Origin of the sequence: Agromyces sp. GXQ0307, assembly GCF_044769845.1 — a bacterium.
In the GTDB taxonomy this organism is placed as follows: Bacteria; Actinomycetota; Actinomycetes; order Actinomycetales; family Microbacteriaceae; genus Agromyces.
Window position 1 is genome coordinate 303,239 of record NZ_JBIZVY010000004.1, and the last position, 26,780, is coordinate 330,018.

Annotated in this window: 23 protein-coding genes and 1 tRNA gene; 6 read left to right on the forward strand and 18 right to left on the reverse strand. The window is 70.9% G+C overall.

Annotated elements, in window-relative coordinates; genetic code table 11:
• Positions 1–30: 30 nt before the first annotated feature.
• Genes ACIQH8_RS15870 through ACIQH8_RS15890 form a run of 5 tightly spaced genes read right to left on the reverse strand, consistent with a single transcriptional unit; the run spans position 31 to position 6,993 of the window.
• Positions 31–789: an SDR family NAD(P)-dependent oxidoreductase gene (locus tag ACIQH8_RS15870; RefSeq protein WP_401000422.1), complete on the reverse strand. Its 759-nt coding sequence runs from the start codon at positions 787–789 to the stop codon at positions 31–33.
• Positions 779–1,915 carry an ATP-NAD kinase family protein gene (locus tag ACIQH8_RS15875; protein WP_401000424.1) on the reverse strand — a complete coding sequence of 379 codons (1,137 nt, stop codon included), beginning with the start codon at positions 1,913–1,915 and terminating at the stop codon, positions 779–781. Before ACIQH8_RS15875 ends, ACIQH8_RS15870 begins: the two co-directional genes overlap by 11 nt.
• 1 nt (position 1,916) lies before the next feature.
• Positions 1,917–3,491: an aminomethyl-transferring glycine dehydrogenase subunit GcvPB gene (gene gcvPB / locus ACIQH8_RS15880; protein ID WP_401000426.1), complete on the reverse strand. Its 1,575-nt coding sequence runs from the start codon at positions 3,489–3,491 to the stop codon at positions 1,917–1,919.
• A complete protein-coding gene (gcvPA, locus tag ACIQH8_RS15885; RefSeq protein WP_401000428.1) occupies positions 3,488–4,915 on the reverse strand; it encodes an aminomethyl-transferring glycine dehydrogenase subunit GcvPA in 1,428 nt (475 codons plus the stop codon). The genes gcvPB and gcvPA overlap by 4 nt, the downstream gene beginning before the upstream one ends.
• Before the next feature lie 11 nt (positions 4,916–4,926).
• Positions 4,927–6,993: a beta-galactosidase gene (locus ACIQH8_RS15890; RefSeq protein WP_401000430.1), complete on the reverse strand. Its 2,067-nt coding sequence runs from the start codon at positions 6,991–6,993 to the stop codon at positions 4,927–4,929.
• A 129-nt stretch (positions 6,994–7,122) separates the two neighbouring features.
• Here ACIQH8_RS15890 and ACIQH8_RS15895 point away from each other — a divergent pair, with 129 nt between their 5' ends.
• On the forward strand, positions 7,123–7,779 hold the full coding sequence (locus ACIQH8_RS15895) for a GntR family transcriptional regulator (RefSeq protein ID WP_401000432.1): 657 nt from the start codon (positions 7,123–7,125) through the stop codon (positions 7,777–7,779).
• Positions 7,780–7,790: 11 nt separating this feature from the next.
• On the opposite strand, the gene ACIQH8_RS15900 is transcribed toward ACIQH8_RS15895, so the two are convergent.
• The 8 genes from ACIQH8_RS15900 to ACIQH8_RS15935 form a co-directional block, all read right to left on the reverse strand.
• Positions 7,791–8,711, reverse strand: coding sequence for a carbohydrate ABC transporter permease (locus ACIQH8_RS15900; RefSeq protein ID WP_401000434.1), 921 nt, complete (start codon positions 8,709–8,711; stop codon positions 7,791–7,793).
• Positions 8,708–9,664 (reverse strand): carbohydrate ABC transporter permease, encoded by a 957-nt coding sequence (locus tag ACIQH8_RS15905; protein ID WP_401000436.1) that lies wholly within the window; start codon positions 9,662–9,664, stop codon positions 8,708–8,710. Before ACIQH8_RS15905 ends, ACIQH8_RS15900 begins: the two co-directional genes overlap by 4 nt.
• 2 nt (positions 9,665–9,666) lie before the next feature.
• The gene (locus tag ACIQH8_RS15910; protein ID WP_401000438.1) at positions 9,667–10,980 is read right to left on the reverse strand and encodes an ABC transporter substrate-binding protein; all 1,314 of its coding nucleotides are present in this window, start codon (positions 10,978–10,980) and stop codon (positions 9,667–9,669) included.
• Entirely contained in the window at positions 10,977–12,734 is a 1,758-nt protein-coding gene (locus ACIQH8_RS15915; RefSeq protein WP_401000440.1) for an amylo-alpha-1,6-glucosidase, read from the reverse strand. Before ACIQH8_RS15915 ends, ACIQH8_RS15910 begins: the two co-directional genes overlap by 4 nt.
• Positions 12,731–13,642 carry a carbohydrate ABC transporter permease gene (locus ACIQH8_RS15920; RefSeq protein WP_401000442.1) on the reverse strand — a complete coding sequence of 304 codons (912 nt, stop codon included), beginning with the start codon at positions 13,640–13,642 and terminating at the stop codon, positions 12,731–12,733. The genes ACIQH8_RS15915 and ACIQH8_RS15920 overlap by 4 nt, the downstream gene beginning before the upstream one ends.
• Positions 13,639–14,661 (reverse strand): carbohydrate ABC transporter permease, encoded by a 1,023-nt coding sequence (locus ACIQH8_RS15925; RefSeq protein ID WP_401000444.1) that lies wholly within the window; start codon positions 14,659–14,661, stop codon positions 13,639–13,641. Before ACIQH8_RS15925 ends, ACIQH8_RS15920 begins: the two co-directional genes overlap by 4 nt.
• Positions 14,662–14,668: 7 nt before the next feature.
• Positions 14,669–15,910 carry an ABC transporter substrate-binding protein gene (locus ACIQH8_RS15930; RefSeq protein WP_401000446.1) on the reverse strand — a complete coding sequence of 414 codons (1,242 nt, stop codon included), beginning with the start codon at positions 15,908–15,910 and terminating at the stop codon, positions 14,669–14,671.
• Positions 15,911–16,086: 176 nt separating this feature from the next.
• Entirely contained in the window at positions 16,087–17,271 is a 1,185-nt protein-coding gene (locus tag ACIQH8_RS15935; RefSeq protein ID WP_401000448.1) for a low temperature requirement protein A, read from the reverse strand.
• Positions 17,272–17,427: 156 nt separating this feature from the next.
• Here ACIQH8_RS15935 and ACIQH8_RS15940 point away from each other — a divergent pair, with 156 nt between their 5' ends.
• Positions 17,428–18,081 (forward strand): DUF305 domain-containing protein, encoded by a 654-nt coding sequence (locus ACIQH8_RS15940; RefSeq protein ID WP_401000450.1) that lies wholly within the window; start codon positions 17,428–17,430, stop codon positions 18,079–18,081.
• A 126-nt stretch (positions 18,082–18,207) separates the two neighbouring features.
• Here ACIQH8_RS15940 and ACIQH8_RS15945 read toward each other — a convergent pair whose 3' ends face one another.
• Positions 18,208–19,983, reverse strand: a complete 1,776-nt coding sequence (locus ACIQH8_RS15945; protein WP_401000452.1) for an LVIVD repeat-containing protein — start codon at positions 19,981–19,983, stop codon at positions 18,208–18,210.
• 242 nt (positions 19,984–20,225) lie between these two features.
• Between ACIQH8_RS15945 and ACIQH8_RS15950 the strand changes: the two genes are divergently transcribed.
• Complete coding sequence (locus ACIQH8_RS15950; protein WP_401000454.1) at positions 20,226–20,948, forward strand: SOS response-associated peptidase; 723 nt, start codon at positions 20,226–20,228, stop codon at positions 20,946–20,948.
• A gap of 37 nt (positions 20,949–20,985) precedes the next feature.
• The gene (locus tag ACIQH8_RS15955) at positions 20,986–21,375 is read left to right on the forward strand and encodes a DUF2255 family protein (RefSeq protein WP_401000456.1); all 390 of its coding nucleotides are present in this window, start codon (positions 20,986–20,988) and stop codon (positions 21,373–21,375) included.
• 1 nt (position 21,376) lies between these two features.
• On the opposite strand, the gene ACIQH8_RS15960 is transcribed toward ACIQH8_RS15955, so the two are convergent.
• On the reverse strand, positions 21,377–21,667 hold the full coding sequence (locus ACIQH8_RS15960; RefSeq protein WP_401000458.1) for an SHOCT domain-containing protein: 291 nt from the start codon (positions 21,665–21,667) through the stop codon (positions 21,377–21,379).
• A gap of 142 nt (positions 21,668–21,809) precedes the next feature.
• On the opposite strand from ACIQH8_RS15960, the gene ACIQH8_RS15965 reads away from it, so the two are divergent.
• On the forward strand, positions 21,810–22,346 hold the full coding sequence (locus tag ACIQH8_RS15965) for a YbaK/EbsC family protein (protein ID WP_401000460.1): 537 nt from the start codon (positions 21,810–21,812) through the stop codon (positions 22,344–22,346).
• A gap of 11 nt (positions 22,347–22,357) precedes the next feature.
• On the opposite strand, the gene ACIQH8_RS15970 is transcribed toward ACIQH8_RS15965, so the two are convergent.
• The gene (locus tag ACIQH8_RS15970; protein WP_401000462.1) at positions 22,358–22,975 is read right to left on the reverse strand and encodes a hypothetical protein; all 618 of its coding nucleotides are present in this window, start codon (positions 22,973–22,975) and stop codon (positions 22,358–22,360) included.
• A gap of 84 nt (positions 22,976–23,059) precedes the next feature.
• Positions 23,060–23,132: transfer RNA gene (locus tag ACIQH8_RS15975), tRNA-Gly, on the reverse strand.
• A gap of 280 nt (positions 23,133–23,412) precedes the next feature.
• Between ACIQH8_RS15975 and ACIQH8_RS15980 the strand changes: the two genes are divergently transcribed.
• Positions 23,413–25,704 (forward strand): arylsulfatase, encoded by a 2,292-nt coding sequence (locus tag ACIQH8_RS15980; RefSeq protein WP_401000464.1) that lies wholly within the window; start codon positions 23,413–23,415, stop codon positions 25,702–25,704.
• 4 nt (positions 25,705–25,708) lie between these two features.
• On the opposite strand, the gene ACIQH8_RS15985 is transcribed toward ACIQH8_RS15980, so the two are convergent.
• On the reverse strand, positions 25,709–26,773 hold the full coding sequence (locus ACIQH8_RS15985; RefSeq protein WP_401000466.1) for a hypothetical protein: 1,065 nt from the start codon (positions 26,771–26,773) through the stop codon (positions 25,709–25,711).
• Between the last annotated feature and the right edge of the window lie 7 nt (positions 26,774–26,780).

Consider the following 26,780-nt stretch of genomic DNA (forward strand, 5'->3'; position numbering starts at 1 on the left):
GCGCCGCCGAACCCGTCTCCGCGACCTCCGCTACGCGATGCCTCCGCCGTCGACGACGAGCGCCGACCCGGTGACGTAGCTCGACTCGTCGCTCGCGAGCCACACCACGGCCGCGGCGATCTCGCGCGGCTCGCCCATTCGGCGCAGCGGCCGGTCGGCCGCCTCGGCGAGGAAGGCGTCGGCGTCCTGGCCGAGTTGGCTGGCCTCGTCGCGCAGCATCCCGGTGTTCACGTCGCCAGGGTTCACCGAGTTCACGCGGATGCCCTGAGGTCCGTGGTCGATCGCGAGCGCACGGGTCATGTTCACGACGGCGCCCTTGGACGCGCAGTACGAGATCGCCCGGCCGCCGCCCTTCAGGCCCCAGCCCGATCCGGTGTTGACGATCGAGCCTCCGCCGGCCGCGGCCATGACCGGCACGACGTGCTTGCACATGAGGAAGATCGAGCGGACGTTCACGCCGAAGACGCGGTCCCACTCCTCGACGCTCGTCTCGACCGCGGTGGTGCGCCGGATGATGCCGGCGTTGTTGAAGACGACGTTCACGCCGCCGAACTCGGCGACGGTGGTGCTGACGACCCGTTCGATGTCGGCCTCGTTCGAGACGTCCGCCTGGATCGCGATCGCGGTGAACCCCGCATCGCGGATCTCGGCGGCGACCGTCTCGGCCGCGGCACCGTTCACGTCGACGACGGCGACGGCCGCCCCTTCGGCCGCGAGGGCCGTGGCGGTGGCGCGGCCGATGCCGCCCGCCCCGCCGGTGACGATGGCCTGCTTCTGGTCAAGGCGCATGGAGCGCTCCTTCGTTCTCTGGTGCGTGGACTGGGTAGATGCTGGTGGTGGACGGGCCGGTGACGACGTGCGCGAACCCGGCGAGCCGCGCGTCGACACCCGCATCACCGGTGTCGACGAGGAGCGGACGCCCGGCCAGGTCGATCAGCTTCTGCTCCGGGGCGACGACCATCACGGGGTCCTCGCCGATCGCCTCGACGACCCGGGCCGAGAGCTGCTGGTTGCCGCGACCGAGCAGGAACCCCTGCCCGCCGATGATCGACACGACCGCCTGGGCCGGGCCGCGTCGGACCTCCTCGAGCAGCTCCTGCTCGCTCGCCCCCGCGGTGACGACGCGGCCGTCGAGGACGACGTCGACGCCCAGCGGAGTCTTCTCGAGGCCGAGTTCGCGCGCGACCTCGGCCATGGTGCCGCCGGGTCCGAGCAGGTAGCGGATGCCGGGCCGCAGGCGCGCGGCGGCGCCGCGCGCCGCGAGTCGCACCGCGGCCTGCTCGTCGGCGGGCGTCGCCGCCTTCCGCGCCTGGGTGCGGCCCGCCCGGTAGGGCACACGGAGCGTGCCGAAGAGGCGCGGCTCGACGCGGGCGCGGCGCAGCTGCTCCTCATCCACGTCGAGCACCTCGCGTTCGGCGGTCGGCAGTCCGCGCTCGTCGAGCCAGGCCGCCGCGAGCGCGCCGGCGGCGCTCGGGCCGACCGCGAAGACCGGGGAGTACATCTTGACCCCGGCGGGGATGCCGAGTGCGACGGCGGTCGCCGGGAGACCGGCGGCGACATCCCGCGCCGTGCCGTCGCCGCCCGCGAACAGCACGAGCTCGACGCCGACGTCGGCGAGGGCACGCGCCGCATCCGTCGTGTCGCCCGGCGATGTCGGAGCGTGCGGATGCCAGACGACGATCGGGCGGAGCCCGGCGGCCCAGACCGCGTCTTCGCCCATCGCGCCCGCCGCGGTGACGACGTGCTCGTCGGGCCGCGCCGCCGCGACGACCGCCAGGGCCGCCGCGGCGCGCTCGCCCGCACGAGGTCGCGCGCCGCGCTCGCCCGCACGGCGTTGCACGTCGGCGCCGTCGCTGCCGGCGAGCCCGGCCGGGCCGCCGATCCCCGCGACGGGGTTCACGATGAGGCCGATCACATCAGGCTCCGACGGCGTCCGGGTACTTGCGACGGTACGCACGCCAGGTGATCGCCCAGCTCTCGGGGTCGTCGAGGTCGTCGTGGTGCGTGTGGTGCACCGTCTGGCGGTGCGGCGCGGTCCGCACGACCTCCGGCGTCTCACGCGCCTCGCGCGCCACCTCGGCGAGCACGTCGGCGTACTCGTCGAGCTCGGCCTTCGAGTACGACTCGGTCGGTTCCAGCGTGAACGGCTGCGGGACGACGTACGGGTGGTGGCTCGTCCAGTAGTGCATGCCGAAGTCGCTCGCGCGGATCCCGATCTCCTCCGAACTGATGCCGGTCTCCTCGAACAGCTCCTGCCACGAGTAGCGCACCTGCTCGATGCGTCTGCGGCCCGTGGCGTACGGCGCCGAGACGCCGGGGATCTCGAGGATGCGCTTCATGAGGTAGTTGTTGTTCAGCACGGCCGTCTCGGCGACCGCTCGGAGACCCTCCGCGCCGAGCGCCATCATCCAGGCGTAGGCGCGCACGATGTTGGGCACGACCCCGTGGAACGGCCCGATCGCGCCGATCGACTGCGGGTCGCCGTCCCGAACGGTGTAGCGGTCGCCGTCGCGCACGACCCGCGGGCCCGGCAGGAACGGCGCCAGGGCGGCACTGACGCCGTTCGCGCCCGTCCCCGGGCCGCCCGAACCGTGCGGCGTGCCGAAGGTCTTGTGCACGTTGAAGTGGCACACGTCGAAGCCCGCGTCGCGGGCGCGCGTGATGCCGAGGATGCCGTTCGCGTTCGCCTGGTCGTACGATGCGAGCGCGCCGACGGCGTGCGCGGCATCGACCCATTCCCGGATCGCCGGGTTGTAGATGCCGGTGTCCTCGGGGTTCGTGACCATGATCGCCGCCGTTCGCGGCGAGAGCGCACGCTTCAGCGCCTCGAGGTCGGGATATCCGTCGGCGTCGGGGTGCAGCGTGATGACCTCGTAGCCGGCGGCCTTCGCAGCGGCGGCGTTCGACGGATGGCTGAAGATCGTGGTGATGACCTCTCGACGCTGGTCGCCCTCGCCGTTGGCCTCGTGATATGCGCGGATCATGGCGATGTTCGCCCAGATCGCGGCCGATCCGCCCTGCGTGTGCAGCGAGACCTCGTCCATGCCGGAGATCTCGGCGAGCATCCGCTCGGTGCGCCAGATGATCTCGAGGGCGCCCTGCGCGTCGGCCGGGTCCTGGAGGGGATGCATCGCCGAGAGCTTCGGGGTGGCGATGAGCTGCTCGTTGACCTTCGGCGCGTACTTCATGGTGCAGGTGCCCTGCCCGACATCGACGTTGAGGTCGGCGCCGAGGTTCTCCTGCGAGAGGCGGAGGTAGTGCTTCAGCACTCGCATCTGGCCCATCTCGGGCAGCGCTGGCGGGGTACGACGCGCCAACCCCTCGGGCAGGCTCGCGACGACGTCGCCGACGACCTCGCGGACCCCTCGCTCGAGCGGGGTGACGAGCACGCCGCGCTCTCCGGGCGTCGACAACTCGAAGATGACGGGCTCGTCCCAGCGCGCCTGGTGGAAGCGGCGGTGGGCGGGCTTGGGGGCGATGGGCAGGCTCATGCGCGGTGCTCCTCGGGGGTCGCGGCGGTCTCCAGGGTTGCGGCGGCCTCGGCGGCGGATGCCGCGACGAGTCCGGTGACGGCGGTGGCGAGCCGGTCGATGTCGTGCTGGGTGGTCAGCTCGGTGACGCACACGACGAGTTCGTGCTCGCCGGAGGGAACGCCCGGTTCGATGCCCTCCGCGCGCAGCGCCGCGACGACGCCGGGTGCGGTGAGACCGGCGCCCGCGACGTCGATCGCGAACTCGCGAAGGTGCACCGCACCGTCGGTGAGGCGGATGCCGGGGATGGCGCCGAGGGCGCGCTGCGCGTACGCGGTTCGGGCGAGCAGCACCTCGCCGAGGTCGCGCATGCCCTGCGGGCCCATCAGCGCGAGGTGCACGCCCGCGGCGATGCCCCAGAGCGCGGCGGCCGTGCCGACCCACTCCTTCCCTTCCTCGCGGTGGGCGAAGGAGGTCCGGTCGTAGGCGACGTCGCCGAAGCCGACCTCGCCGGGGACATCGGTCGTGGCGAGCCCGAAGAGGCGCGAGGGCATCTCCATCACGAAGCGCGGGTCGTCGTGCACCGCGATGAACCCACCGTGTGCGCCGCCGTACCACTGGTGGAGGCCGAGCGATTGGATGTCGCCGCAGACGATGTCGGCGCCCTGCTCGGCCGGGGGCGTCAGGACGCCGTACCCGATCGGGTCGGTGCCGACGACGAGGACGGCGCCGACGGCGTGCGCGGCGTCGGCGAGCGCCTGGAGCCGATGCTCGACCGCGCCGGTACGGCTGGGGGTCTCGACCCACACGGCCGCGACGTCGTCGCCGAGTCGGCCGGTGACGCCGGCGACATCCGCCGTCCCGTCGACGGGCGGCACGAACTCGAGGTCGAGGTGGACGCGCACGTAGTCGTGGACCTTGGAGAGCTTCGCGGGCAGCACGTCGCTCGCGACGAGCACGCGTCGCCGTCCGGTCATCCGACCGGCCATCGCCAGCGCGGTGCCCGTCGCCTGGAACCCGTCGTAGGTCGGCACGTTCACGACGTCCATCGCGAGCAGCTCGCCCATGAGCGACTGGTACTGCCAGAGCGCCTGGAAGCGACCGTGGTCCTCGTACGGCTCGCCCGCGTACGCCGTGAGGAACTCGCTTCGGCCGATGACCTCGTCGACGACGGCGGGGACGTGGTGGGCGTAGGTGCCCTGGCCGAGGAAGCTGAGCCGCTCCGTCGTCGGGACGTTCCGTGCGAGCAGGCCCGAGACGTGGCGGACGAGGTCCTGCTCGGCGACGAGCGGCTCGGGCAGGTCGAGGGCGCGCCCGAGGCGGAGGTCGGCGGGGACGTCGGCGTAGAACTCGTCGACGGATGCCGCGCCGACGGCGGCGAGCATCTCGGCGCGGACGTCCGGCGCGGTGTTCGGGATGTACGGATGCACGAAGGGTTCGCTCATGGGTGGTGCCTTCACTCGGTGGTCTCGGACGGGGTGATGAACGGGGGTTCGGCGGCGCGCGGGGTCGCGAGGACGGCGACGCCGAGCGGGGCGAGGACGAGTCGCCCGCCGGTGGGTCGGTCGCCGTCGAGCAGGTCCTCTGCGCCGTCGGGCACGTCGACCGCGATCTCGCGCGGGCCGTGGTTGAGGACGAAGGTGTAGTCGCGCTCGTCGTCGGATCGCGTGACGCTCTCGAGGTCGCGCTCGATCCGACGGCGCGCCGGCAGCTCGGCGTCGGCGAGGGCGCGCCGCATGACGGTGACGAGGCCGTCCTCGGCGAGCGCGGCGCCGACGTACCAGGCGGTGCCGGCTCCGTGCTCGCGCCGCGTGACGGCGGGGCGTCCGGCGAGCGCGCCGGTCGCGAAGCGGGCGATGACGGATGCCTCGTCGCCGGCCTCCATCCACTCCGTCCAGACCGGTGCGTCGTAGCGGTGCCCGTCGAGCTCGACCTGCTCGGCCGTGCCGTCGGGCACGGGCCACGGCTCGTCGACCTCGACGCCGAGCAGCGCGCGGAGCGGCCCGGGTGCGCCTCCGGGGTGGACCTTCTCGGTCCCGTCGACGACGCCCGAGAACGGTCCGACCGCCACGGTGCCACCGGCCGCTGCGTACGATTCGAGCGCCACGGCCTGCGCGGCATCCGTCACGTAGAGGTTCGGGACGAGCACGAGGTCGTAGCCCTCGAACGGCCCGGTCGCCCGCACCGTGTCGACCGAGTGGCCGAGCGCGTGGAGGGCGCCGTGCCAGGCCCGTGCCTGCGCGACCCAGGAGAGTCGCTGCGAGGGGAGGGACTCGGTCGCACTCGATCCCCACCAGGAGTCCCAGTCGACGACGAGTGCGACGCGAGTGCGCACGCGCGTGCCCTTCACCGGCGCGAGACGACGGAGCTCACGGCCAAGCGCGGCGGTCTCGCGGAACGTCCGCGACCGCTCTCCGCGGTGTCCGAGCATCGCCGAGTGGAACTTCTCCTGCCCGTACCGGGCCTGGCGCCACTGGAAGAACATCGCGCCGTCGGAGCCGTGCGCGATCGCCTGCATGCTGTCGATCCGCATGCGACCCGGCGCCTTGGGCACGTTGACGTCGCGCCAGCTCACGGCGCTCGCGGCCTGCTCGAGGAGCAACCAGGGCTGCCCGCCCTTCAGGGATCGCATGAGGCCGTAGTTGAGCGCCGCGGGCACGTGGGCGCGCGGGTCGGCGGGGTCGGGGTAGGCGTCGTCGGTGACGAGGTCCAGGGCCTCCGCGAAGCGCCAGTAGTCGAGTTCGCGGAACAGGCTCATGAAGTTCGTGGTGACCGGCAGCTCGGGCGTCACCTCGCGCAGCACGTCGACCTCGATCCGGAAGAGTTCGAGCAGCGCGTCGGACGAGAACCGCTCGAAGTCGAGGAGCTGGGTCGGGTTGATCGGGCCGGTCGCGCGTCGCGGCGGCTCGATCTGGTCCCATGCGGTGTAGCGCTGGCCCCACACGTTGACGCCCCACGCCTCGTTGAGCCCATCGAGGTCGCGGTAGCGCGCCTCGAGCCAGCGCCGGAAGTGCCGTGCCGACTCGGGGCACCAGCAGCGCGCGACGTGGTCGCCGTACTCGTTCGAGACGTGCCAGAGCACGACCGCCGGGTGCTCGCCGTAGCGCTCGGCCATTGCGCGCGCCATGCGCGCGACGTGCTCGCGCCAGACCGGCGAGCTCGGGCAGTACGCCTGGCGAGAGCCGAACTCGAGGCGGCGGCCGTCGGCGTCGCACGGCAGCATCTCGGGGTGGCTGCGGACGAGCCAGGCCGGCGGGGTCGCGGTGGCCGTCGCGAGGTCGACGCGGATGCCTCCGGCCCAGAGCACCTCGATCACGCGGTCGAGCCACGCCCACTCGTACACGCCCGGCTCGACCTCGAGCTGCGGCCACGAGAACACGGGGAGGCTCACGAGGTTCACGCCCGCCTCGCGCATGAGCCGCACGTCTTCGTGCCAGATCTCCTCCGGCCACTGGTCGGGGTTGTAGTCGCCGCCGTAGGCGAGCGCGTCGAGGCGGAGCGGCCTCGGCGTCGCGTTCGTCACGTGGTGTCCTCTCCGTCGGGGTGTACAGATCGCCTTGCGCACTGTATTTTGTATACAGACACGTTAGGCCGCAAGTCGAAGAGGGTCAAGCCCTAGGCTTACGGCGTCGGTCGACCGGCTGGAGGATGGATGGCGATCGAACGCAAGAACCTGCGTTCCCAGGTGCGAGAAGAACTGCTCGCGCGCATGCGCGCCGGGCTGGTCAGCCCCGGCGAGGGCATCAACGAGGTCCAGCTCGCGGCCGAGCTCGGCGTCAGCCGCACTCCGCTCCGCGAAGCACTCATCGCGCTCGAAAGCGAGGGCCAGATCACGAGCCAGAACGGCAAGGGGTTCCGCTTCGTGCCGCTGTCGGCGACCGAGTTCGAGGAACTCGCCCCCGTCATGGCCGCGCTCGAATCGCTCGCCCTCGAGCTCAGCCCGCCCGACGAGCTGCGCGCCATCGGTCGCCGCCTGTCTGAGCTCGCCGCCGACTTCCACCAGGAGGTCGTCGAGCACTCCCTCGTCGTCACGAAGGACGACGAGTGGCACGCGATCATGCTCTCGGCGTGCCCGAACCGGCGCCTCCTCGACACCATCGAGGCCACGCGCGGCGCCTTCCACCGCTACGAGTCCCTCCTCGTCCCGAACGACGTGATGATCGAGCGCGTCGCCGCCGAACATGCAGAGATCGCCCGGCACCTCGCCGACGGCGACGTGGCCGCGGCATCCGTCGCCCTCAAGGCGAACTGGATGAACGGCATGCGCCGGATCCTCGACAACGCGTCGAGTTCGTACTTCAGCGCCTGAGCGGGTTCTCGTCATCCCTTGACCGCACCCCCCAGCAGCCCTGATACGAACTGCTTCTGGAACACCAGGAACAGCAGCATGAGCGGCAGCGTCGCGAGGAGCGACCCCAGCATGAGCCCCGAGTAGTCCACGCGCGACATCCCGATCATGGTGTTCAGCGCGACCGGCACGGTGTACTTGTCCTCCGTATTCAGCATGAGCAGCGGCCAGATGAACGCGTTCCACTGGCTGATGAACGTGTAGATCACGAGGGCTGCGAGCTGCGGCCGAGCGACCGGCAGCACGATGCGGTAGAAGGTGCGCAGCTCCGACGCGCCGTCGATGCGGGCCGCCTCGACGAGCGTCACCGGGAAGTCCAGGAACGACTGCCGCATGAGGAAGATGCCGAACGCGTTGGCGAGGAACGGCAGGATGACGGCCTGCGTGCTGTCGATCCATCCGGCGCTCGCCATCATCTGAAAGAGCGGAACGAGCAGCACCTGCATCGGGATCATCATGGTCACGAGCACGACCGCGAGCAGCACGCCGCGTCCGCGGAACCGGTACATCGCGAGCCCGTAACCCGCCATGGCGCTCACCACCGACGAGAACACCGTGTACAGCACGGCGATGACGAGACTGTTCAGCATCACCTGGCTGAAGTTCACCGACTCCTGCAGGCGCGCGAGGTTCTCCCACAACGCCCCACCCGGCAGTACCGGTAGCGGTGTCCCGAAGAGGTCCTTGGTCTCGTGCGTCGACGCGATCACCATCCATGCGAACGGCAGCACCGAGAACACGCTCGCCACGGAGAGCAGCACGTAGACGGGCGTGCGAAGGATGCCGCGGGCGAGCCCCGGGCGTCGGGCAGTCGTGCCGGTGCCGCTCCCCGCCCCGTACCCACCGGGCCGGTGCGTCGGGTTGACGCTGGTCAGTGCGCTCGTCGCAGTCACGGCTTCTCCCTCATGAGTCGGAACTGGACGACGGCGATGACCGCGGTGATCGTCACGAGCAGCCACGCGATCGCCGAGGCGTAGCCGAAGTCGAACTGCCGGAACCCGACCTTGTACAGGTAGAGCACGGGCGTGAGGGTCGCGTCGCTCGGCCCGCCCTCGGTGAGGATCCAGTTCTCGTCGAAGAGCTGAAGCGCGCCGATGGTCGAGGTCACCGTGGTGAAGATGAGCACCGGACGCAGCTGCGGGATGACGATACGCGTGAAGATCTGCCACCGTCCCGCGCCATCGATGCGCGCCGCCTCGTAGAGCTCGCCGGGAATGGATTGGAGCCCCGCGAGGATGATGACCATGTTGTAGCCGGTCCACCGCCAGGTGATCGCCGCGATGAGCGCGACGCGCGCCCACCATTCGTTGTGCAACCAGTCGACGGGTGCGACGCCGACGAGGCCGAGCATCTGGTTCACGGCGCCGCCGTCAGTGGCGAGCATGACCCGGAACACGACCGCGTAAGCGACGAGGGTGGTCACGGCCGGCAGGAAGGTGAGGAGTCGGAAGCCCGAACGGAACCGCAGCCATGACTGGTTCAGCAGGTATGCGAGGCCGACCGCGAGCGCGATCATGAGCGGCACCTGCACCACGAGGATGATGCCCGCGTTCGCGAGGCTCTTCGCGATGAGCGGGTCCTCGAGGAGGCGTGCGTACTGGTCGAGTCCGACCCACGTCGACACGCCCCCCGACGTGGCGAAGAAGCTCTGCCAGAGCGAGGTGACGAGCGGGTAGGCGAAGAAGATCGCGAGCAGGCCGGCAGCGGGCAGCGCGAACCACGCCCCCGGACGTTGCAGGCGGCGTGCCAGCGTCCGGGAGCGCCTGGGCGCGGCATCCGATCGATTCGAGGGGATGCCGCGCCGCTGCGCCTGCCTCTGCCCGGGTTCGAGCGAGGTGGCGGTCATGGCTACTCGGCGATCTCGCGCCCGGTGGCGGTCGCGATCTGCTTCGCGGCGTCGTCGAGCACCTGCTGGGGGTCGGCCCCGTTCAGCACGGCGGCGACGACCGCGTTGGCGACGATGTCACTCGCCTCGGCGTTGTCGGTCGTGAACGTGATCGCGGGGATGTTCGCGGTCTGCTCGGCGAAGAGCTCGTAGACGGGCTGGCCGCCGAAGTACTCCTGCGGCGCCGAGAACGTGTCGTCCTCGAGGGCCGGCAGGTACGACGGGAACAGGCCCTCGTTCGCCATCATCGACACCTGGTTGTCGGCGTCGGCGAGCGCGAACGCGATGAACGCGGCCGCGAGCTGCGGGTTCTTCGCCTGTGTCGGCACGGCGAGGCCCGAGCCGCCGCTGTTCGACGTTCGCGCGCCGCCCTCCTCGAAGGCGGGCAGTTCGGTGACGCCGTAGGTTCCGCTCAGCTCGGGTGCGTCGCCCAGGAGCGTGCCGATCCACCAGACGGCCTCGGGGGTCACGGCGGAGTCGCCGTCCTTGGCGCTCGTGACGCGGCCGTCCCAGCCGGAGACGTTCTTCAGCAATCCCTTGTCGTTGAGGGTCTGCAGCAGGGTGAGGGCCTCCACGGCCTCCGACGAGTTGACGGTGATGTCGCCGGCCTCGTCGAAGAGCCCCTGCCCCTGCTGCTGGAGCAGCATCTGGAAGCCGCCACCCGTGGCGACGTCGAGCGAGAGCAGCGTGTGGCCGGTCGTCGCCTTGATGGTCTCGCCCGCGGCGACGAGGTCGTCCCAGGTGCCGATCGATGCGGGGTCGACGCCGGCCTCGTCGAAGTAGTCGGTGCGGTAGAACAGCCCGACGGTGCCGGAATCCCACGGCGCGACCTTCAGAGCGCCGTCAGCGTCGGACTGGGCGTGCCACTTGAATGGGTCGAAGTCGGCCTGGTCGTCGCCGAGCACGGGGTCGAGGTCGACGAGCCCGGTCGGGAACTCGTTGATGTAGCCGGGCGCGCGGTCGGTCTCGATCGTGACGACATCGGGAAGCCCGCTGCCGGCCTGGAGGCCGACCGAGAGCTTGTCGTAGGCGTTGTCGTAGCCGACGTCGACGACGTTCACCGTGGTGCCGGGGTGCTCGGCCTCGAATGCGTCCCCGAGCCGGTCGAGGGCGGTCGCCGCGACGTCCCACGACCAGACGGTGATCTCCCCCTCGAGCTTCGCATTCGGGTCGAGGTCGACGGATGCCGCGGGCGCACCGCTGCCCATCGCGCATCCGGCAAGCAGGGCGACGCCCGCGAGGGCTGCCGTCGAGGCGAACAGGGTCCGTGTCTTCATGCTGACTTCCTTGTCTGTCGTGAGTGATGCGTGGGGATGCGGGTCTCCGCCGAGAGCTCGACCGCGAGGTCGATGAACAGCGCCGCAGACCACCCGAAGGCCGTCGTCGCGGTCGGCGCCTTCCGCCCCGTGAGCGGGTCGAAGTACTCGTGGGGGCCTCCGCCGTGCACGACGAGCGCGACCGTGCGCTCGGCGAGATCGTCGGCGAGGTCCGTTCGCCCCGAGGCGCGAAGGCCCGCGACGATGAGACGGTTGGTGTTCACCCAGACCGGGCCGCGCCACATGCGCGTGGCGGAGAAATCGGGGTCCGCCGCCGAGACCGTCGGCACCGACCACGGCAGTGCGTACCGGTCGGGGTCCGCGAGGGCGCCCAGCAGCGCGTCGAGCACGGGCTCCGGCAGGCGGCCCGTGAGCAGCGGCATGAACCCCACGATCGCGTCGGTCGCGACCCGCTCGCCCGCGGCGCGGCCCTCGAATCGGCCCGCGCCGGGATTCCACATGCCGAGCAGCAGGTCGAGCGTGCGCGCGGCACGCGCACGGTGCGCGACCGGGTCGCCCGCGGCGTCCGCCCCGTAGCGTTCGGCGAGCCTCGCGAGCTCCGTGTCCTGCAGCACGAGGTACGCGGCGAGATCGGGCGTCGTCGTCGGCAGCGGGCCGTCGAAGACCGGACTGTCGTCCAGACCGGACGAGTACGGATGTCCGTACTCCGGGAGCCCGTCGCCGTCGAGGTCGGAGTGCGCGAACCACCAGTCCTGCGAGCGGCGGATCACCGCGAGTCGCTCGCGCGCCCACTCGGGCGCATCCTCGACCTCGAGCACCTTCGCGAGGGCCCACGCCGCGAGCGGCGGCTTGGTCAGCGGCACTGGCGCGGTCGGGTCGGCCACGGCCGATCCCGCTCGGCGCAGGTTCTCGCGGTCGGCCGGGGGCAGGTCATCGCTCGTGGCGAGCACCCCGAGTTCGTGGACGACGTCGGGCAGCTGCCCGTCGGCCGACGGGAACCGGAGCGCGAGGTCGAGCTGCTCGCGCGCCAGCTCCGGGTCGCCGTGCCGCAGCCCGACCGCGATGAAGTACGCGTCCCACTGCCAGAGCCCGACGTAGCCGATCTTCGACGGAACGACGGCGCGCGCGTCGCCGAGCTGCGGCAGCTCGACGATGTTGGCGCCGAGCACCCACCAGCAGAACGCGGCCATGCCCTGGAGGTCCGCACGCACCACGGGGCAGCGCGCGAACCAGTCGAGCCAGGTCGCTTCGGTCGAGGCGAGGTGCTCGGCGTGCGCGTCGCTGCGTGCGAATTCGACGCCGCGGTCGTCGCCGACCGTGAGGACGACGGATGCCGCGTGCCGCCCGCCGATCCGGAGCTCCTCCCGTTCATCGCCCGCCCGCGCCGTCCAGGAGACCACCGCCTCACCGCCGCCGGCGACGCCGATGCCCAGGGCGTGGGGGCCGGCGAAGGTGAGGGTCACCGCCGCGTCGCCCAGTTCGACCGCGTGCGGGAGGACCCGGGTGACGGGGAGCGCCGCACCCGCGACGTCGCGCACCTCGAGCGCATCGAGCACGACGCATTCCTCGAGCGAGCGCTCGTACTCCGACGTGTGCACGCGGAGCCGCTCGCCGTCGCGGAACACCATCAGGCGCGATCGCGGCAGCGTGAACGGCGCCTCGACCAGGTCGAGGTGCTCCCCTGCCCGTGACGCTGCGGCCGCGGCATCCGCTCGCCCCACGACCCGGCGCGACAGCGTCGACGCGGCGCTCATCGGCCGCCCAGGCCCGACGCGGCCATGCTGTTGAGGATCCGACGCTGGCCGATCACGAACGCGACGAGCATCGGGATCGTCGCGAGGGCCGAGGCCGCCATCACGAGGCCGTAGTCGACCGATCCGAACTGGCCGCGGAAGCTCGCGAGCAGGAGCGGCACGGTGAACAGGTCGGGCGAGTTCAGCAGCACGAGCGGGAACAGGAAGCTGTTCCACACGTCGAGCGCGACGATGATGCTGAGCGCGCCGAGGCCCGGCTTGAGGTTCGGGAGGATGATGCTCCAGAACGTGCGCCAGCGACCGGCGCCGTCGACGAGTGCGGCCTCCTCGAGTTCCTTGGGCAGGCTCAGCACGAACTGTCGCATGAGGAAGACCGCGAACGGGTTCACGAGCATCGCGGGCACGATGAGCGAGAGGTGCGAGTCGACCCAGCCGAACTTCGACATCAGCAGGTAGAACGGGATGAGCGTCACCTGCTTCGGGATCATCTGCGTCGCGAGGAAGACGATGAAGAGGATCCGGCTGCCGCGGAACCGGATGCGCGCGAAGGCGTACCCGGCCATCGACGCCGTGAGCAGCGTGCCCACGACCGACAGCACGCAGATGTAGATGCTGTTGAGGTACGCCTGGCCGAACGGCACCGCATTCCAGGCGTCGACGTACTTCTCGACCGTCCACGGGTCGGGCCAGAGGCTGAGCGGGTCCTGCAGCAGCTGCGGCAACGTCTTGAACGACGTGAGCAGCATCCACAGGAACGGGAACACCATCGCCAGGCCCGCGACGACGAGTGCCGTGTGGATCAGGATGCGGCCGACGGATCGGCGGGCACGCCCGCCTGGCGCGCGGCGGCTCGTGCGTTCGAGGTCGGGGCGGCCGACGAGCGTCGACTCGAGGTCTGCGGCGGTCATGCGGAATCGTCCTCGTAGTGCACGAACTTCTTCTGCGCGCCGAACTGGATCGCGGTGATGACGAGCGTCAGCAGCAGCAGGATCACGGAGGCGGCACTGGAGGGTCCGAACTCGAACCGTCCGAAGCCCAGGTCGTAGATGTGGTAGACGATCGTGCGCGTGGCGTTGTCCGGTCCGGCGTTCGCCGTGAGGACGAAGACGGTGTCGAAGGTCTGCAGCGACGAGATGAACGCGACGATCGAGGAGAAGAACACGATGGGCGACAGCAGCGGCAGGCGGATGCTGCGGAAGAGCCGCCACGCGCCCGCGCCGTCGATGCGCGCCGCCTCGATGACCGACGGCGAGATGTTCTGCAGGCCGGCCAGGAAGATGATCACGTTCAGGCCGAGCGACGACCAGATCGAGACGATGCACACCGCGATGAGCGCGAGGCGCGGGTCGCCGAGCCAGTCGGGCGGTGCGATGCCGAAGACGCTCGCGATCGCTCCGCTCAGCACGCCGTCGGCCCGGAAGAGCTGCTGCCAGATCATGGCGACGGCGACGGTGCTCGTGACCACGGGCGCGAAGAAGAGGATCAGGTAGAGCGTGCGGGTGCGCAGCTTCTCGAGCGCGACGGCGACGACGACCGCGAGGCCGAGGCCGACCGGCACGGTGATGAGCGCGATGAGCAGCGTGTTCACGATCGAGCGGAGCAGCAGTTCGTCCTGCAGCTGGGCCGTGAAGTTCTCGAACCCGACCCACTCGAGTTCGGTGAGTCCGTCCCACGATGCGAAGGCGAGCACGAGGCTCGCGACGAACGGCAGCAGGACGAACAGGGCCATGCCGATGAGCTGCGGGCCGACGAAGACGTACCCCCACCGGCGGTCGCGGCGGCGCCATGCGGCCTCGGGTCGTGGCGCCCGGCGGCCGGAGCGACCGGGTTCGGTCCCGGTCGCTCCGATCAGGGGCGGGGCGGATGCCGCGGCGGGCGCGGGCGACGCGGCCGGGGCTCCGGCCGCGCCGCCCGAGGTGATCACCATGGGTGGCTCACTCCGCGGTCTTCTCCGCGACGAGGTCGGCGACCTCGTCGAGGGTCGACTGCGCGTCGGACTTGCCCTCGTAGAGCTTCAGGAACAGGTCGCTGATGTCCGTCGAGAGGCCGGGCACGCGCGCCTCGGAGGCGTAGTCCTCGAAGCCGATGTCGCGCATGTCGAGGAAGGTCTGCGCGTGGGCCGGGTAGCCGTCCTCGAGCACGACCTCGTCGGCGCCCGCGATCGACGGCACCGCGTTGCCGCCGCCGGAGAGGCGGAAGATCTGCCCCTCGGCCGAGAGGAACTCGGTCCAGAACGTGAACGCGGCGTCCGTGGCATCCGTCTTGGCGTTGATGGCGAGGTAGGAGGTGGCGACGCCGGTCGGCGCGGGCTGCCCGTCGGGCGTCGGCCAGCGCACGATGTCGTACGAGTCCTGCTCGCCCGCGCTGGTCACGGTGCCGATCGTGTAGCGACCCTGGGCGAAGAAGCCGGCCTCGTGGGTGACGAAGACGCTGTCGGCGCCCGCGCCCTCGGGCATCGTGTCGGCGACGACGAAGGTGCCGTCCTGGAAGTAGTCTCCGAGCGTCTCGACCGCGTCGACGGTCGCGGCGTCGTCGTTGCCGACGAACGCGCCCGACTCGTCGTACGCCGTGCCGCCCTGCGCCGAGATCCAGCTGTAGTGCGTCGCCCAGTAGTTCCAGAACATCGAACCGATGAGGCCGGCCTCGGCGAGCGCGTCGTTCATCTCGAGGTACTTCTCGGTCGTCCACTCGCCGTTCTCGGCGAGCGTCGCGGGGTCCTCGGTGATGCCCGCGGCCTCGAGGGCCTGCCGGTCGTACCAGAGCACGTCGGGGTTCGAGTCGTTCGGGGCGGCGTAGATCTCGCCGTCGGTCTCGGCCGCGCCGAACAGACCGGGGAAGAAGTCGTCGGGGTGCGTCTGGCTCGCATCGGACTCCATGAGCCCGGTGAGGGGCAGGAGGACGTCGGCGTCGACGAACTGGCCGATCTTGTCGTCGCCGATGTAGAAGACGTCGGGGGCGGTGCCGCTCGTGAGCTGGGCGAGCAGCTTCGAATGGTAGTCGCCGTAGCTCGCGACGGGCTGAAGCTCGACCGTGATGTCGGGGTGCCGCGCCATGAACTCCTCGTTGAACTCCTCGAAGCGGGTCAGCTCCTCGGGGGTGCCCCAGGTCGACCACACGACGGTGTTCTCGTCCGAACCTCCCCCGCCACCGCTGCAGGCCGCCAGGCCGACCGTCATCGCGCCGACAGCTCCGATCGCGAGCAGACGCCTCGTCATTGAGTTCGCACGGCGCATCGCGCCCCACCTCTTCCGTCATCGAGTTCCGCCGGGAGCTTCCCAGCACTCAGTATTTTGTATACAGAACTCAGATCGCGTCAAGTCTCGAATCGGCAACGGTCAGGTGACGGCGCCGTTCACCCGCCCTTCGGCGCGCGCCGCCGCATCCGCTCGACGCTCTCCCCGACCGCCGTCGCGGTGAGCACGAGCGCCGCGAGCACGCCGGTGCCGAGGGGCTCCAGCCATGGCGTCGCGGCCGCGAGGACGAGGATGCCGCCGATGCCCGCCAGCTGCGCTCGCATCCAGCGCCGCTCGAGCACCCGACGGAACAGCACCGTGCCGCCGAGGAACAGCAGCGGACCGCCGAGCACGGTCGAGACCGCGGCGACGCTCTGCTCGTGCGGATGACCCAGCATCTCCTTGTCGCCGACGCCGAGCAGCACGATGCCACCGACGATGAGCAGGTGCACCCACGAGTAGGCGGTCCGCGCCAGGCGGCCCGACGCCTCGGCCGCCTCGATCGCCTCCGACCCGATCCGCTCGCCGTGGTCGAAGTAGATCCACCAGCACGCGGCGGCCGCGACGAAGGCCGTCGCCACGGCGACGATGCGCTCGGGCGACGACTCCTCGGCGACGAACGCGAACCCGGTCACGAGCAGGCCCTCGCCGAGCGCGATGAGCACGAAGAGCGCAGTGCGCTCGGCGATGTGCGGGCCGGAGACGTCCCACCGGCCGATCTCCATGCGGCCCCGGCCGGGAACGGGGTAGCCGAGGATGCTGCCGGTCAGCTCGAGCCCGAGGGCGGCCGCCCAGAACGGCAGCTGCGCCGGGAGCGGGAGCAGGGCCCCGACGACCCAGAGCACCGACGCCGCCAGCGCCCACACGAGCACGTTGCCGAACTCGCGCGAGACCTGCCGCTCGTGGCGCGCGGTCGCCCACACCATGAACACCGCCCGACCGAGCTTCAGCACGATGTACGCGAGCGCGAACGTCCACGCCCGGTCGCCGAAGGCCTCCGCGATGGCCGCGCTCATGACGAACGCGACCGATGCGAGCACGATGACCGCGACCCGCACCGGCACCCGGACCGGATCGAGCCAGTTCGTCACCCACGTCGTCGACACCCACGCCCACCAGAGCGCGCACACCATGATCGTGCCCTCGAGTGCGCCGAGCGGCGTCTGGTGCTCGTAGAGGTACGCCCCGAGCTGCGTCAGCCCGAACACGAAGACGAGGTCGAAGAAGAGCTCCACGTAGGTGACGCGATCCGCCCGCTCGGAATCCGAGGGACGCAGCACGTCCGCGCGCAGTCCGATGGCCATGCGGTCATCCTGCACCCTGCCGGGTGGGAACGAGCGGATGCCGCGGGCTCGACGTTCGCACGAGGCGGGGATCCGGGTTAGCCTGACGTGACTGCGGCGCGGCGGGTCGCCCGACCGCTCGCGTGACGTTCCCTTCGACGTGGATGAGGTACTCGCATGGCGGCTTCGGCTCGGTCCTTCGGTGTCGCGGCGGCGCTCCTGGTCGCACTCGGCCTGACCGGGTGCACCGCAGGCGGCGACGACCCCGAGTCGACCGGTCCCGTGGTCCAGCTCGGCGCTCCCGGCGAGGAGAACCGCACGCTCTCGCCCGACGAGGCCGCCGCGATCGAGCAGCCGGAGCACACCGACGCCGACATCGCCTTCATGCAGATGATGATCCTGCACCACGATCAGGCCGTGACGATGACGGAGTGGGTCGACGGGCGCACGACCGACCGCGATCTCCGGCTCATGGCCGAGCGCATGCGCGTCAGCCAGTCGGACGAGATCGAGTTCATGTCGGACTGGCTGCGCGACCGCGGCACTCCGCTGCGTGGCGACCACGCGAGTCACGGCGCCGAGATGATGCCCGGGATGCTCACCGACGAGCAGCTCGAGGAACTCGAGGCGGCCACCGGCGAGGACTTCGAGCGCCTCTTCCTCGAGTACATGATCCAGCACCACAGCGGCGCCCTCCAGATGGTCGCCGACCTCCGTGCAGCCGGCGGCGGCATGGAGGTCATGGTCAGCCGATTCGCCAACGACGTCGAGGGCGACCAGGGCATCGAGATCGCGCGGATGCAGCAGATGCTCGCCGAGCTGGGCTCGTAGCGCGCGGCATCGACGACGCCCGACCACCCCGCGCCACCGCGGACATGGCGATGCCCGGCGGTCCTCGGATCGCCGGGCATCGTCAGGTCATGCCGGGGAGGCCGCGGGGCCTCCCCGGCCTGCGGTTCAGCTGAAGGTCGCCTTCAGGTCGAGGATCGCCTGCACGACCGCCGAGTCGGACGGAGCGCCCGACTTCTTGATGGCGTTGTCGAGCTGCGCGATCACCGCGCGGCTGCTCGATCCGCCGGCCTCGAGCGCCGCCGCCTCGGCCAGGTGCTTGCGCACCTGCGCGAGCTGCTTGGCGCTGAGGTCGCCCGACCGCTCGGCCTGGTCGACGTACGACCCCGCCACGGCGAAGCTCGGCGCGTGCACGAGCATCGACTGCGTCTGGGCGTTGAACACGTCGAGCTGGATCTCTCCGGCCGCCGCGATCTCGTTCGCCGACATCCAGTCGCTCGCGGTCAGCGCGAGGCTGTCGAAGCCGCGGGCGATCTCGCTGCCCAGCACGTTGCCGTTGTACCAGTAGGTCGACCAGTACCCGCCGAGGACGAGCGCGCTCGGGTCGATCGGGCCGCGGTCGAGGTACGCGATCTCGACCGGGTTCGCCGTGTCGGTGAAGTCGATGATCGACACACCGCCCTGGTACCAGGCCTGCACCATGATGTCGCGTCCCGGGACGGGGATGATCGAGCCGTTGTGCGCGACGCAGTTCTCGGCCGTGGTCTGCGCGGCCGGGAGCTTGTAGTAGCTCGCGAACTCCAGCTTGCCGTCGACGATGTCGAACAGCGCGTCGGCACCCCACGACGGTTCGTGCGAATCGAGGCAGCGGGCACCGGTGCCGCCGCCCCACTCGTCCGTGAACACGACCTTCGTGCCGTCGTTGCTGAACGTCGCCGAGTGCCAGTACGAGAAGTTCGGGTCGGCGACCGCGTCGATGCGCACCGGGTTCACCGGGTCGCTGATGTCGACGAGGATGCCGTTGCCCTGGCAGGCTCCGGCGAGGAGCCCGATCTCGGGGAACGCGGTGACGTCGTGGCAGGTGTTCGTGTTCGGCGTGGGCGAGTACACCGATCCGCTCGGGTGCTGCGCCGAACCGGGCAGCGTGTTCTGCAGGCCGTTGTACGCACCGGTCTCGACATCGGTGAAGATGCGCGGCTGGCTGACGATCGCCGCCGTCTCGGGCGCCGCGAGCGGCACCTTGATGACGTCGATGCGCCACTGCGTCGGGTTGCCCGCCGTCACGGGCTCCGTCGTCAGCGCCGCGTTCTCACAGCCCGCGAGCTCGAGGGGCGAGCGGACGCTCGAGGTGCCCGAGTTGTAGATGTACACGTTCTCCGCGTCATCCGGGTCGGTCACGATGGTGTGCGTGTGCGACCCGCGACACGTCTGCACGCCCGGCAGCTGCACCGGGTTCGAGAGGTCGCTGATGTCGAAGATGCGAACCCCGCGGAAGCGCTCGAGGTTCACGCTGCCGGGAGCGCCCTGCGTACCGCAGTCGATGCGACCGTTCGTCGCCTCGACCGACATGAACATCAGGTCGCCGTGGATCGAGACGTCGCCCTGGCCACCGGGGCACACGAACGCCGTCTCGAGGACCGGCGCGGCCGGATCCGAGATGTCGAAGACCTGGAAGCCCGCGAAGCTGCCGACGACGGCCTTGTCGCCCGTGAACGCGAGGTCGGAGTTGATCACGAAACCGTCGGGGATGGGCAGGCTCTCGAGCAGCTCGACGCCGCTCGCGGCGATCTCGGCGTCGTACAGGCCGCCGCCGAGCCCTTCGCGGGGGTCGTCACCGGCGGCTGCGGCGGTGGCCGTCATCAGCGACGCCCCCAGCAGCAGTGCTCCGGATGCCGCGATCGCGCGTCTGCGCCACCGCACTGGTCTGGGATCGGATCTCATCATCGGGACCTCTCTCTTCGCATCACGTACGTGTTCCACGGTCGATCGACGCCCTCCGACGAGCGAGCCGCACGACTTCGGGCGGCTCGCCGGCCCGGACGGGCCGATCTCTGCGTCTCACGCTACCGATGCGAATGCATTTGCAACAGGATGCGTTTTCCACGGGACGGTGCGAGTGCGCCCGTGACGGGCGTCGGGGGCGCGGCGTAGGCTCGCGACATCCGGAAATCGAAGGGCGACCCGACATGTGCGGACGATTCGTGGTCTCGCAGCAGGCAGACGACCTCACCGCGGTCTTCGACGCCGAGAACGACTTCGCCGACTGGCGGCCGTCCTACAGCCTCGCGCCGACCGACACGGTGCCGATCGTCCGGGAGCGGGCCCGCTCCGACACGGGCGAGTTCGTGCGCCGCCTCGAGCCCGCTCGCTGGGACTTCCACCCCGCGTTCATGAAGGAGTCGAAGCGGCCCCAGTTCAACAGCCGCATCGAGAGCGTGGCGACGAACGGGTTGTGGAAGGGCGCGTTCGCCTCGGGCCGGTGCGTCGTGCCGATGCGCGGGTACTTCGAGTGGACCGGCGAGCCGGGGCGGAAGCGTGCGCATTACCTGCACGGCCAGGACGACCTGCTCGCCGCCGCCGGCATCTCCACCGCTCGCAAGCTCGACGACGGCACGTGGGAGGTGTCCGCCTCGATCATCACGCGCGAGGCGCGCGACGCCTCCGGCGAGGTCCACGACCGGATGCCCGTGTACCTGCCCCTCGACGCGATCGACCACTACCTCGATCCCGAGAAGCTCTCCCCCGCCGACGCCTCGGCGATGGTCGACTTCCTCATCGCGCAGTCCGATCGCGTCGCGCCGACGATCTCCGAGTACGAGGTCGACCCTCGCGTGAACAACCACCGCCGCATCGACCCGCACGACCCGACGCTGATCGAACCGCTCGGCGACGACCCGACGCTCGTGTGAATCCCGCTGCCCGCTCCCGTATGAGAGAGGACCGACCATGACCGACTGGACCGACGACCAACTCGACCGCGTGGGCGACGCCGACCAGCTCGAGATCGCCTCGGTGCGCGACGACGGATCGCTGCGCCCGTTCACGACCGTCTGGGTCGTCCGGATCGGCGACGAGCTGTTCGTTCGCTCCGCCTACGGACCAGAGAACGGGTGGTACCGGCGCGCGAAGGCGACCGGCGTCGGCCGGATCAAGTCGGGCGGCGTCATCCGCGATGTCGCCTTCGTCGCCGTGCCGGCGGATGACACGGCACTGCACGAGGCGCTCGACGCCGAGTACCGGCGCAAGTACGGACCGAACCATGCGGCGCACGTGATGGCGACCGTGCTCGGCGACGAGGTCCGCGGCGTGACGCTGCGGCTCGACGCCCACGACTGAACTACGCCGGTCCGCCGCCGCGCCGCCCCTCGTCGAGGGTCGTCGAAAGCGACCGGAACTCGTCGGGCGTGATCTCGCCGCGAGCGAGCCGCTCCTCGAGGATCTCCTTCGCCCGGTCGGGCCGTGCGACCCCACCGGGGCCCGGTCCGAACGCGGTGCCGGTCCCGCCGTGCCCCGACGCCGACCGAACCAGCAGCACGACGAGCACCACGATGCCGCCGATGACGAGCGCGCCGAACAGCAGTCCGGGAAGCCACATCCACCATCCGCCGAAGCCGTAGTCCCACATCATCGGCGTCACCTCCTCCGTTCGTGCGCGCCGGGGTCCGCACCGGATCCACCCATCCAGCCAACCCGATCGCGTCGGGCGCCACCGGGTCGTTGGGCCCGGCACGACGCGCGCGCTCCGCGGCATCCGTCGTAGCCTGAGCGCCATGCGCTTCGGCACGCTCGACTTCCTTCCCGCCCTCGAGGCTCCCGAACTGCTCGCCGCTCCGACGGTGGCGGCGCTGAGGGCGACGGATGCCGCTGACGGCGGCGTGCTCGTCGCCGCCATCGATCCCGACCTGGCCGACACCGCCACGTTCTGCGAGCACTACGAGATCTCGATGGCCGACGGTGCGAACTGCGTCGTCGTGCAGGCCCGTCGCGGCGAGCGCACGTGGTACGCCGCCTGCCTCGTCCGCGGATCGGATCGAGCCGACCTCAACGGCGTCGTCCGTCGCCATCTCGGTGCGCGGAAGCTCTCGTTCGCCTCGATGGACGACGCGGTCCGCCTGACGGGGATGGAGTACGGCGGCATCACGCCCGTCGGTCTTCCCGCCGACTGGACGATCCTCGTCGACGAGGCCGTCGCATCCCACGGGCGTCTCATCGTCGGCAGCGGCATCCGCGGCTCGAAGCTGCTCGTGACGGGTTCGTTCCTCGCCGCGCTTCCGGGCGCGGACGTGCTCCCGCTCGCACAGGCGTAGCGGGCGACGGCTCAGAACACGTCGGGCAGGGTCGACCGGTCGAAGCTGAACACGCCCGCGAGGTCGATGCCGCGTACGGTGCCCTCGGCGTAGTACGCGATGCCCCATTCGTCGATGAACGAGCCGTCGGCGAAGGTGCACGCCGCGACGACCGGGTCGTCGGGATCGTCGGGCGCGGTCAGGCCCCCGCCGTCGACGCTCGGGCCGTAGCTCGTCGTGCCGCCGAGCGACGCGCAGAGCGCCGACGCCGGGTTCCCGGGCGGATCGTCGGGGATCTCGGTCCGCGACAGGTAGGCGAGGGCGGCGAGCGTCGGCTCGTCGGAGGTGATCGTGACGAGGTCGACGTAGATCCGCGAATCGGCGTCGTCGTCGAGGGTCTGGAACCGGCACACCGCCACGGGGTCGCCGAGCGGAACCCAATCCTCCTCGTCGAGGTTGGTGCGCCACGCAGGCTGCCGCTGCTGCACCTCGCCGCCCTTCTGCTCGCAGTACGCGGCCGCGTCGGCCATGTCGGCGGCGGATGTCGCGGGGTCGCTCGCCGTCGGCGGCGCCGCGGGTTCCGAGCATCCGGCGAGCCCGACCGCGGCGAGGAGCACGGCTCCGATCGTCCAGCAGTTCCGTGTGCGCACGCGCGGTCCAATCTCGATCGCGATCATTCGTCCGCCCAGAGTATGGGACGGCGAACGGGTGGACGAGACCTTGACGGGAAACGGAGCGGATGACGGGGTTCGAACCCGCGACCTTCACCTTGGCAAGGTGACGCGCTACCAACTGCGCTACATCCGCGTGGGGCGGCTCAGCCGCTCCGTGCGCCGGGCTTCGGGCCGGCTGGATGAGCCTACCGGACCGGCGACCACTCCGATGACCGCCGGGTCCTACTCCGCGGCGGTCGCGGATGACAGGATCGGAGGTGACACGCGGTCGACCGACCCGTGCACAGGGGGAACGACGTCGGTCCGGCCGGACTCGATCCGGGGCCCGACGGCGGTGGGGAGTGATGATGTCGACGTCTGACGTACCGAGCGAGCCCGACCGGCGCCGCCTTCCGATCGGGCGGTCGCGCACCGTGGCAGACACCCCGGTCGATGCGCGCGACGCGGTGAAGCCGACTCCTGCCGAACCGCTCCGACCGCCGACCGGCGCGCCGAACGTCCTGATCATCCTCATCGACGACATGGGCTTCGGCGCGAGCAGCGCGTTCGGCGGTCCGTGCGCGATGCCGGTCGCCGAGCGCGTCGGCGCCGAAGGCACGAGGTTCACGCGCTTCCATACGACGGCGCTGTGTTCGCCGACGCGGCAGGCCCTGCTCACCGGCCGGAACCACCACACCGCCGAGATGGGCGCCCTCGCCGAGGTGGCGACCTCCTTCCCCGGGTACACGGGGGTGAGGCCGGACGACTGCGCCACGCTCGCCCAGGTGCTGCGGATGAACGGCTACTCGACGGGCATGTTCGGCAAGCATCACCAGACCCCGCCGTGGGAGACCAGCCCGTCAGGGCCCTTCGACCGCTGGCCGACCGGTGAGGGGTTCGAGAAGTTCTACGGGTTCATCGGCGGCGACACGCACCAGTGGGTCCCGGCGCTCGTCGACGGCACGAAGCCCATCGAGCCGCCGCGCACGCCCGAGGAGGGGTACCACCTCTCGGAGGACCTCGTCGACCAGGCGATCGCGTGGCTCGGCGGGCTGAACGCCCTGACGCCCGACAAGCCGTGGTTCACCTACCTGTCGTTCGGCGCGACGCATGCGCCCCATCACGTGCCGCAGCGCTACCTCGACGCCGTCCGCGGCCGGTTCGACCACGGGTACGATCGCGAGCGCGAGCTCACCTTCGAACGGCAGCGCGAGCTCGGCGTCATCCCGCCCGACGCCGAGCTGACCGCGCCCAACGGGAGGATCCCGGCCTGGGACGATCTCGACGACGACGACCGGCTCGTCGGCACGCGACTGTTCGAGGCGTACGCGGCGATGGCGACGCACACCGACGAGCAGGTGGGTCGGTTGCTCGATGCCCTCGAGGAGCAGGGCGTGCTCGACGACACGCTGGTCTTCTACATCCTCGGCGACAACGGCGCATCGGCCGAGGCCGGTCCGTACGGCACGTTCAACGAAATGGCGTACCAGAACAACGTGCTCATGACGACGGCCGACATCAAGCCGAGGCTCGACGACATCGGCGGCCCGAAGGCGTTCAACCACATGCCGTCGGGTTGGGCGCACGCGATGAACACCCCGTACCAGTGGAGCAAGATCGTCGCGTCGCACTGGGGCGGCACCCGCACCGGCATGATCGTCCGCTACCCGGCACGCGTCCCGGCGGGCGAGCGGCGCGCCCAGTTCACGCACGTCATCGACATCGTGCCCACGATCCTCGAGTACGCGGGCCTTCCTGAACCGGAACAGGTCGACGGCATCGCGCAGAAGCCGCTCGAGGGCGTGAGCTTCGCCTACGCGATCGACGATGCGGATGCCGCTGAACGCCACAGCACCCAGTACTTCGAGATCGGCGGCAACCGCGGGATCTACCACGACGGCTGGACCGCGGTCACACAGCATTGGCTGCCGTGGCCGGATCCGAACGACGTCGTCCCGGCGCTGGCGGATGACACGTGGGAGCTCTACGGCCCGGACGACTGGACCCAGGCGCACGACCTCGCGGCGGAGCATCCCGAGAAGCTCGCCGAACTGCAGCAGCGGTTCCTGATCGAGGGTGCGAAGTACAACGTCCTGCCCATCGACGACCGGCAACGCGAGCGGTTCGACCCGGTCGTGGCCGGCCGGCCCGACCTGATGCGCGGCCGCACCCGCCTCACCCTCCGGCCCGGCATGTCGCGACTGAACGAGAACACGGTGCTCAACGTCAAGAACCGCTCGTTCACCGTCACCGCGGTCGTGACGTTGCCGACGGATGGCCCCGCGCAGGGCGCGCTCATCGCCCAGGGCGGAAGCTTCGGCGGGTGGGCGCTGTACCTCCGCGACGGACACCTCTGCTACGCGCATAATTTCGTCGGGATGCACACCTCGACGGTGCGGAGCGACGCACCGGTCGGGGCAGGCGACCACGTGCTCGAGCTGCGATTCTCGTACGACGGCGGCGGAGCGGGCAGGGGCGGCGATGTCGGCCTCTTCGCCGACGGCGCGCGCATCGGCGAGGGCCGCGTCGACCGGACCGTGCCCGGCCTGTTCTCGTTCGATGAGGGCCTGGACATCGGCTGCGACAGCCTCGACCCCGTCGTCGAGGACTATGCGACGCCGAAGGGTGCGTTCACCGGCACGATCGCCACCGTCACGATCGACATCGCCCCCGACGCGGAGCACGACCCCGATCTGGTGCTTCGCGCCCGATATCGGAAGCAGTAGGACATCACGACGCCGTCGGCGACGCCGTCGGCGGGCCGTCGCCTTCGCCCGCCGCGCGCTCGAACGCGCGCTCCCACTCCTGCAGTTCCTTGCGCCCGCCGATGAGGCCGTCGAGCGACACCTGGAAGTGCAGCCCGCGACGGGCGTTCACCTGCCGGATGTTCTGCACGAGTTCGCCCGACACCTCGACGACCGCGTCGCGCACCTCTCGCACGCGCACGTCGGGATCGTCCCAGAGGTGCGGGTGGGTGAGGATGTCGAGCAGGTAGTCGCGATCGAGGGCCGCGGTGAGCTTGCGGAGCGTGTCGTCGTACTCGATCGCGGCGAGGCCGCGCTGTCCGTCCGCCTGCCCGCCGCCCGCACGGTCGAGCCGGACGAACAGCTCCTCGACGTTCTGGGCGATGCCCATCATGTCGTTCGCGGTCTGCGCGGCGACGGCGTTGCCGCGCGCCCCGACCTGGGCGTACTCGGCGGCGAGCGCCCGCAGGATCGCCACGTTCCGGCGGATCGGCTCGGGGATCTTCGCGTCGACGCCACCGCGTCCACGGCGCCGTCGCGTCCGGACCACCCCGAACACCGCGCCGGCCGCGGCGACGAGCACCGCCGCGCCGATCACGAGCCCGAGGACCGGGCCGATCCCGGCCCCGCCGTCGCCGCCGACGACGAGCGGCGGCGGCTGGTCTGCGGCCTGCACGCCCTGCACCGTCTCGGTGAGCGCGGCATCGATGCCGTCGGCGTCGGCCTCCGCCTCGTTCGCGATCTGCATCGCCTCGCCCGCCTCGAGCACGCGCGACCCGGCGGACAGGTCGTCGCCGACCGCGACGATGATCGTGTCGTAGCCGGTGGTCTCGGCGAGCTGGGTGACGATCTCCGGTCCGGATGCCTCGAGCGCGGCGTTGTCCGAGAACACGGCGACGCCGATCGAGTCGTCGCCGACCTGCGCCAGCAGTGCGCCCTGCAGGGCGGAGGCGCCGTCCACCTCGGACGAGACGTAGACGGGTGAGGTCTGCAGCGCGTCGGATGCGTCGTCGACGTATCCGTCCGCCGCGGCGAGGAACAGGTCAGCCATCCGCCGC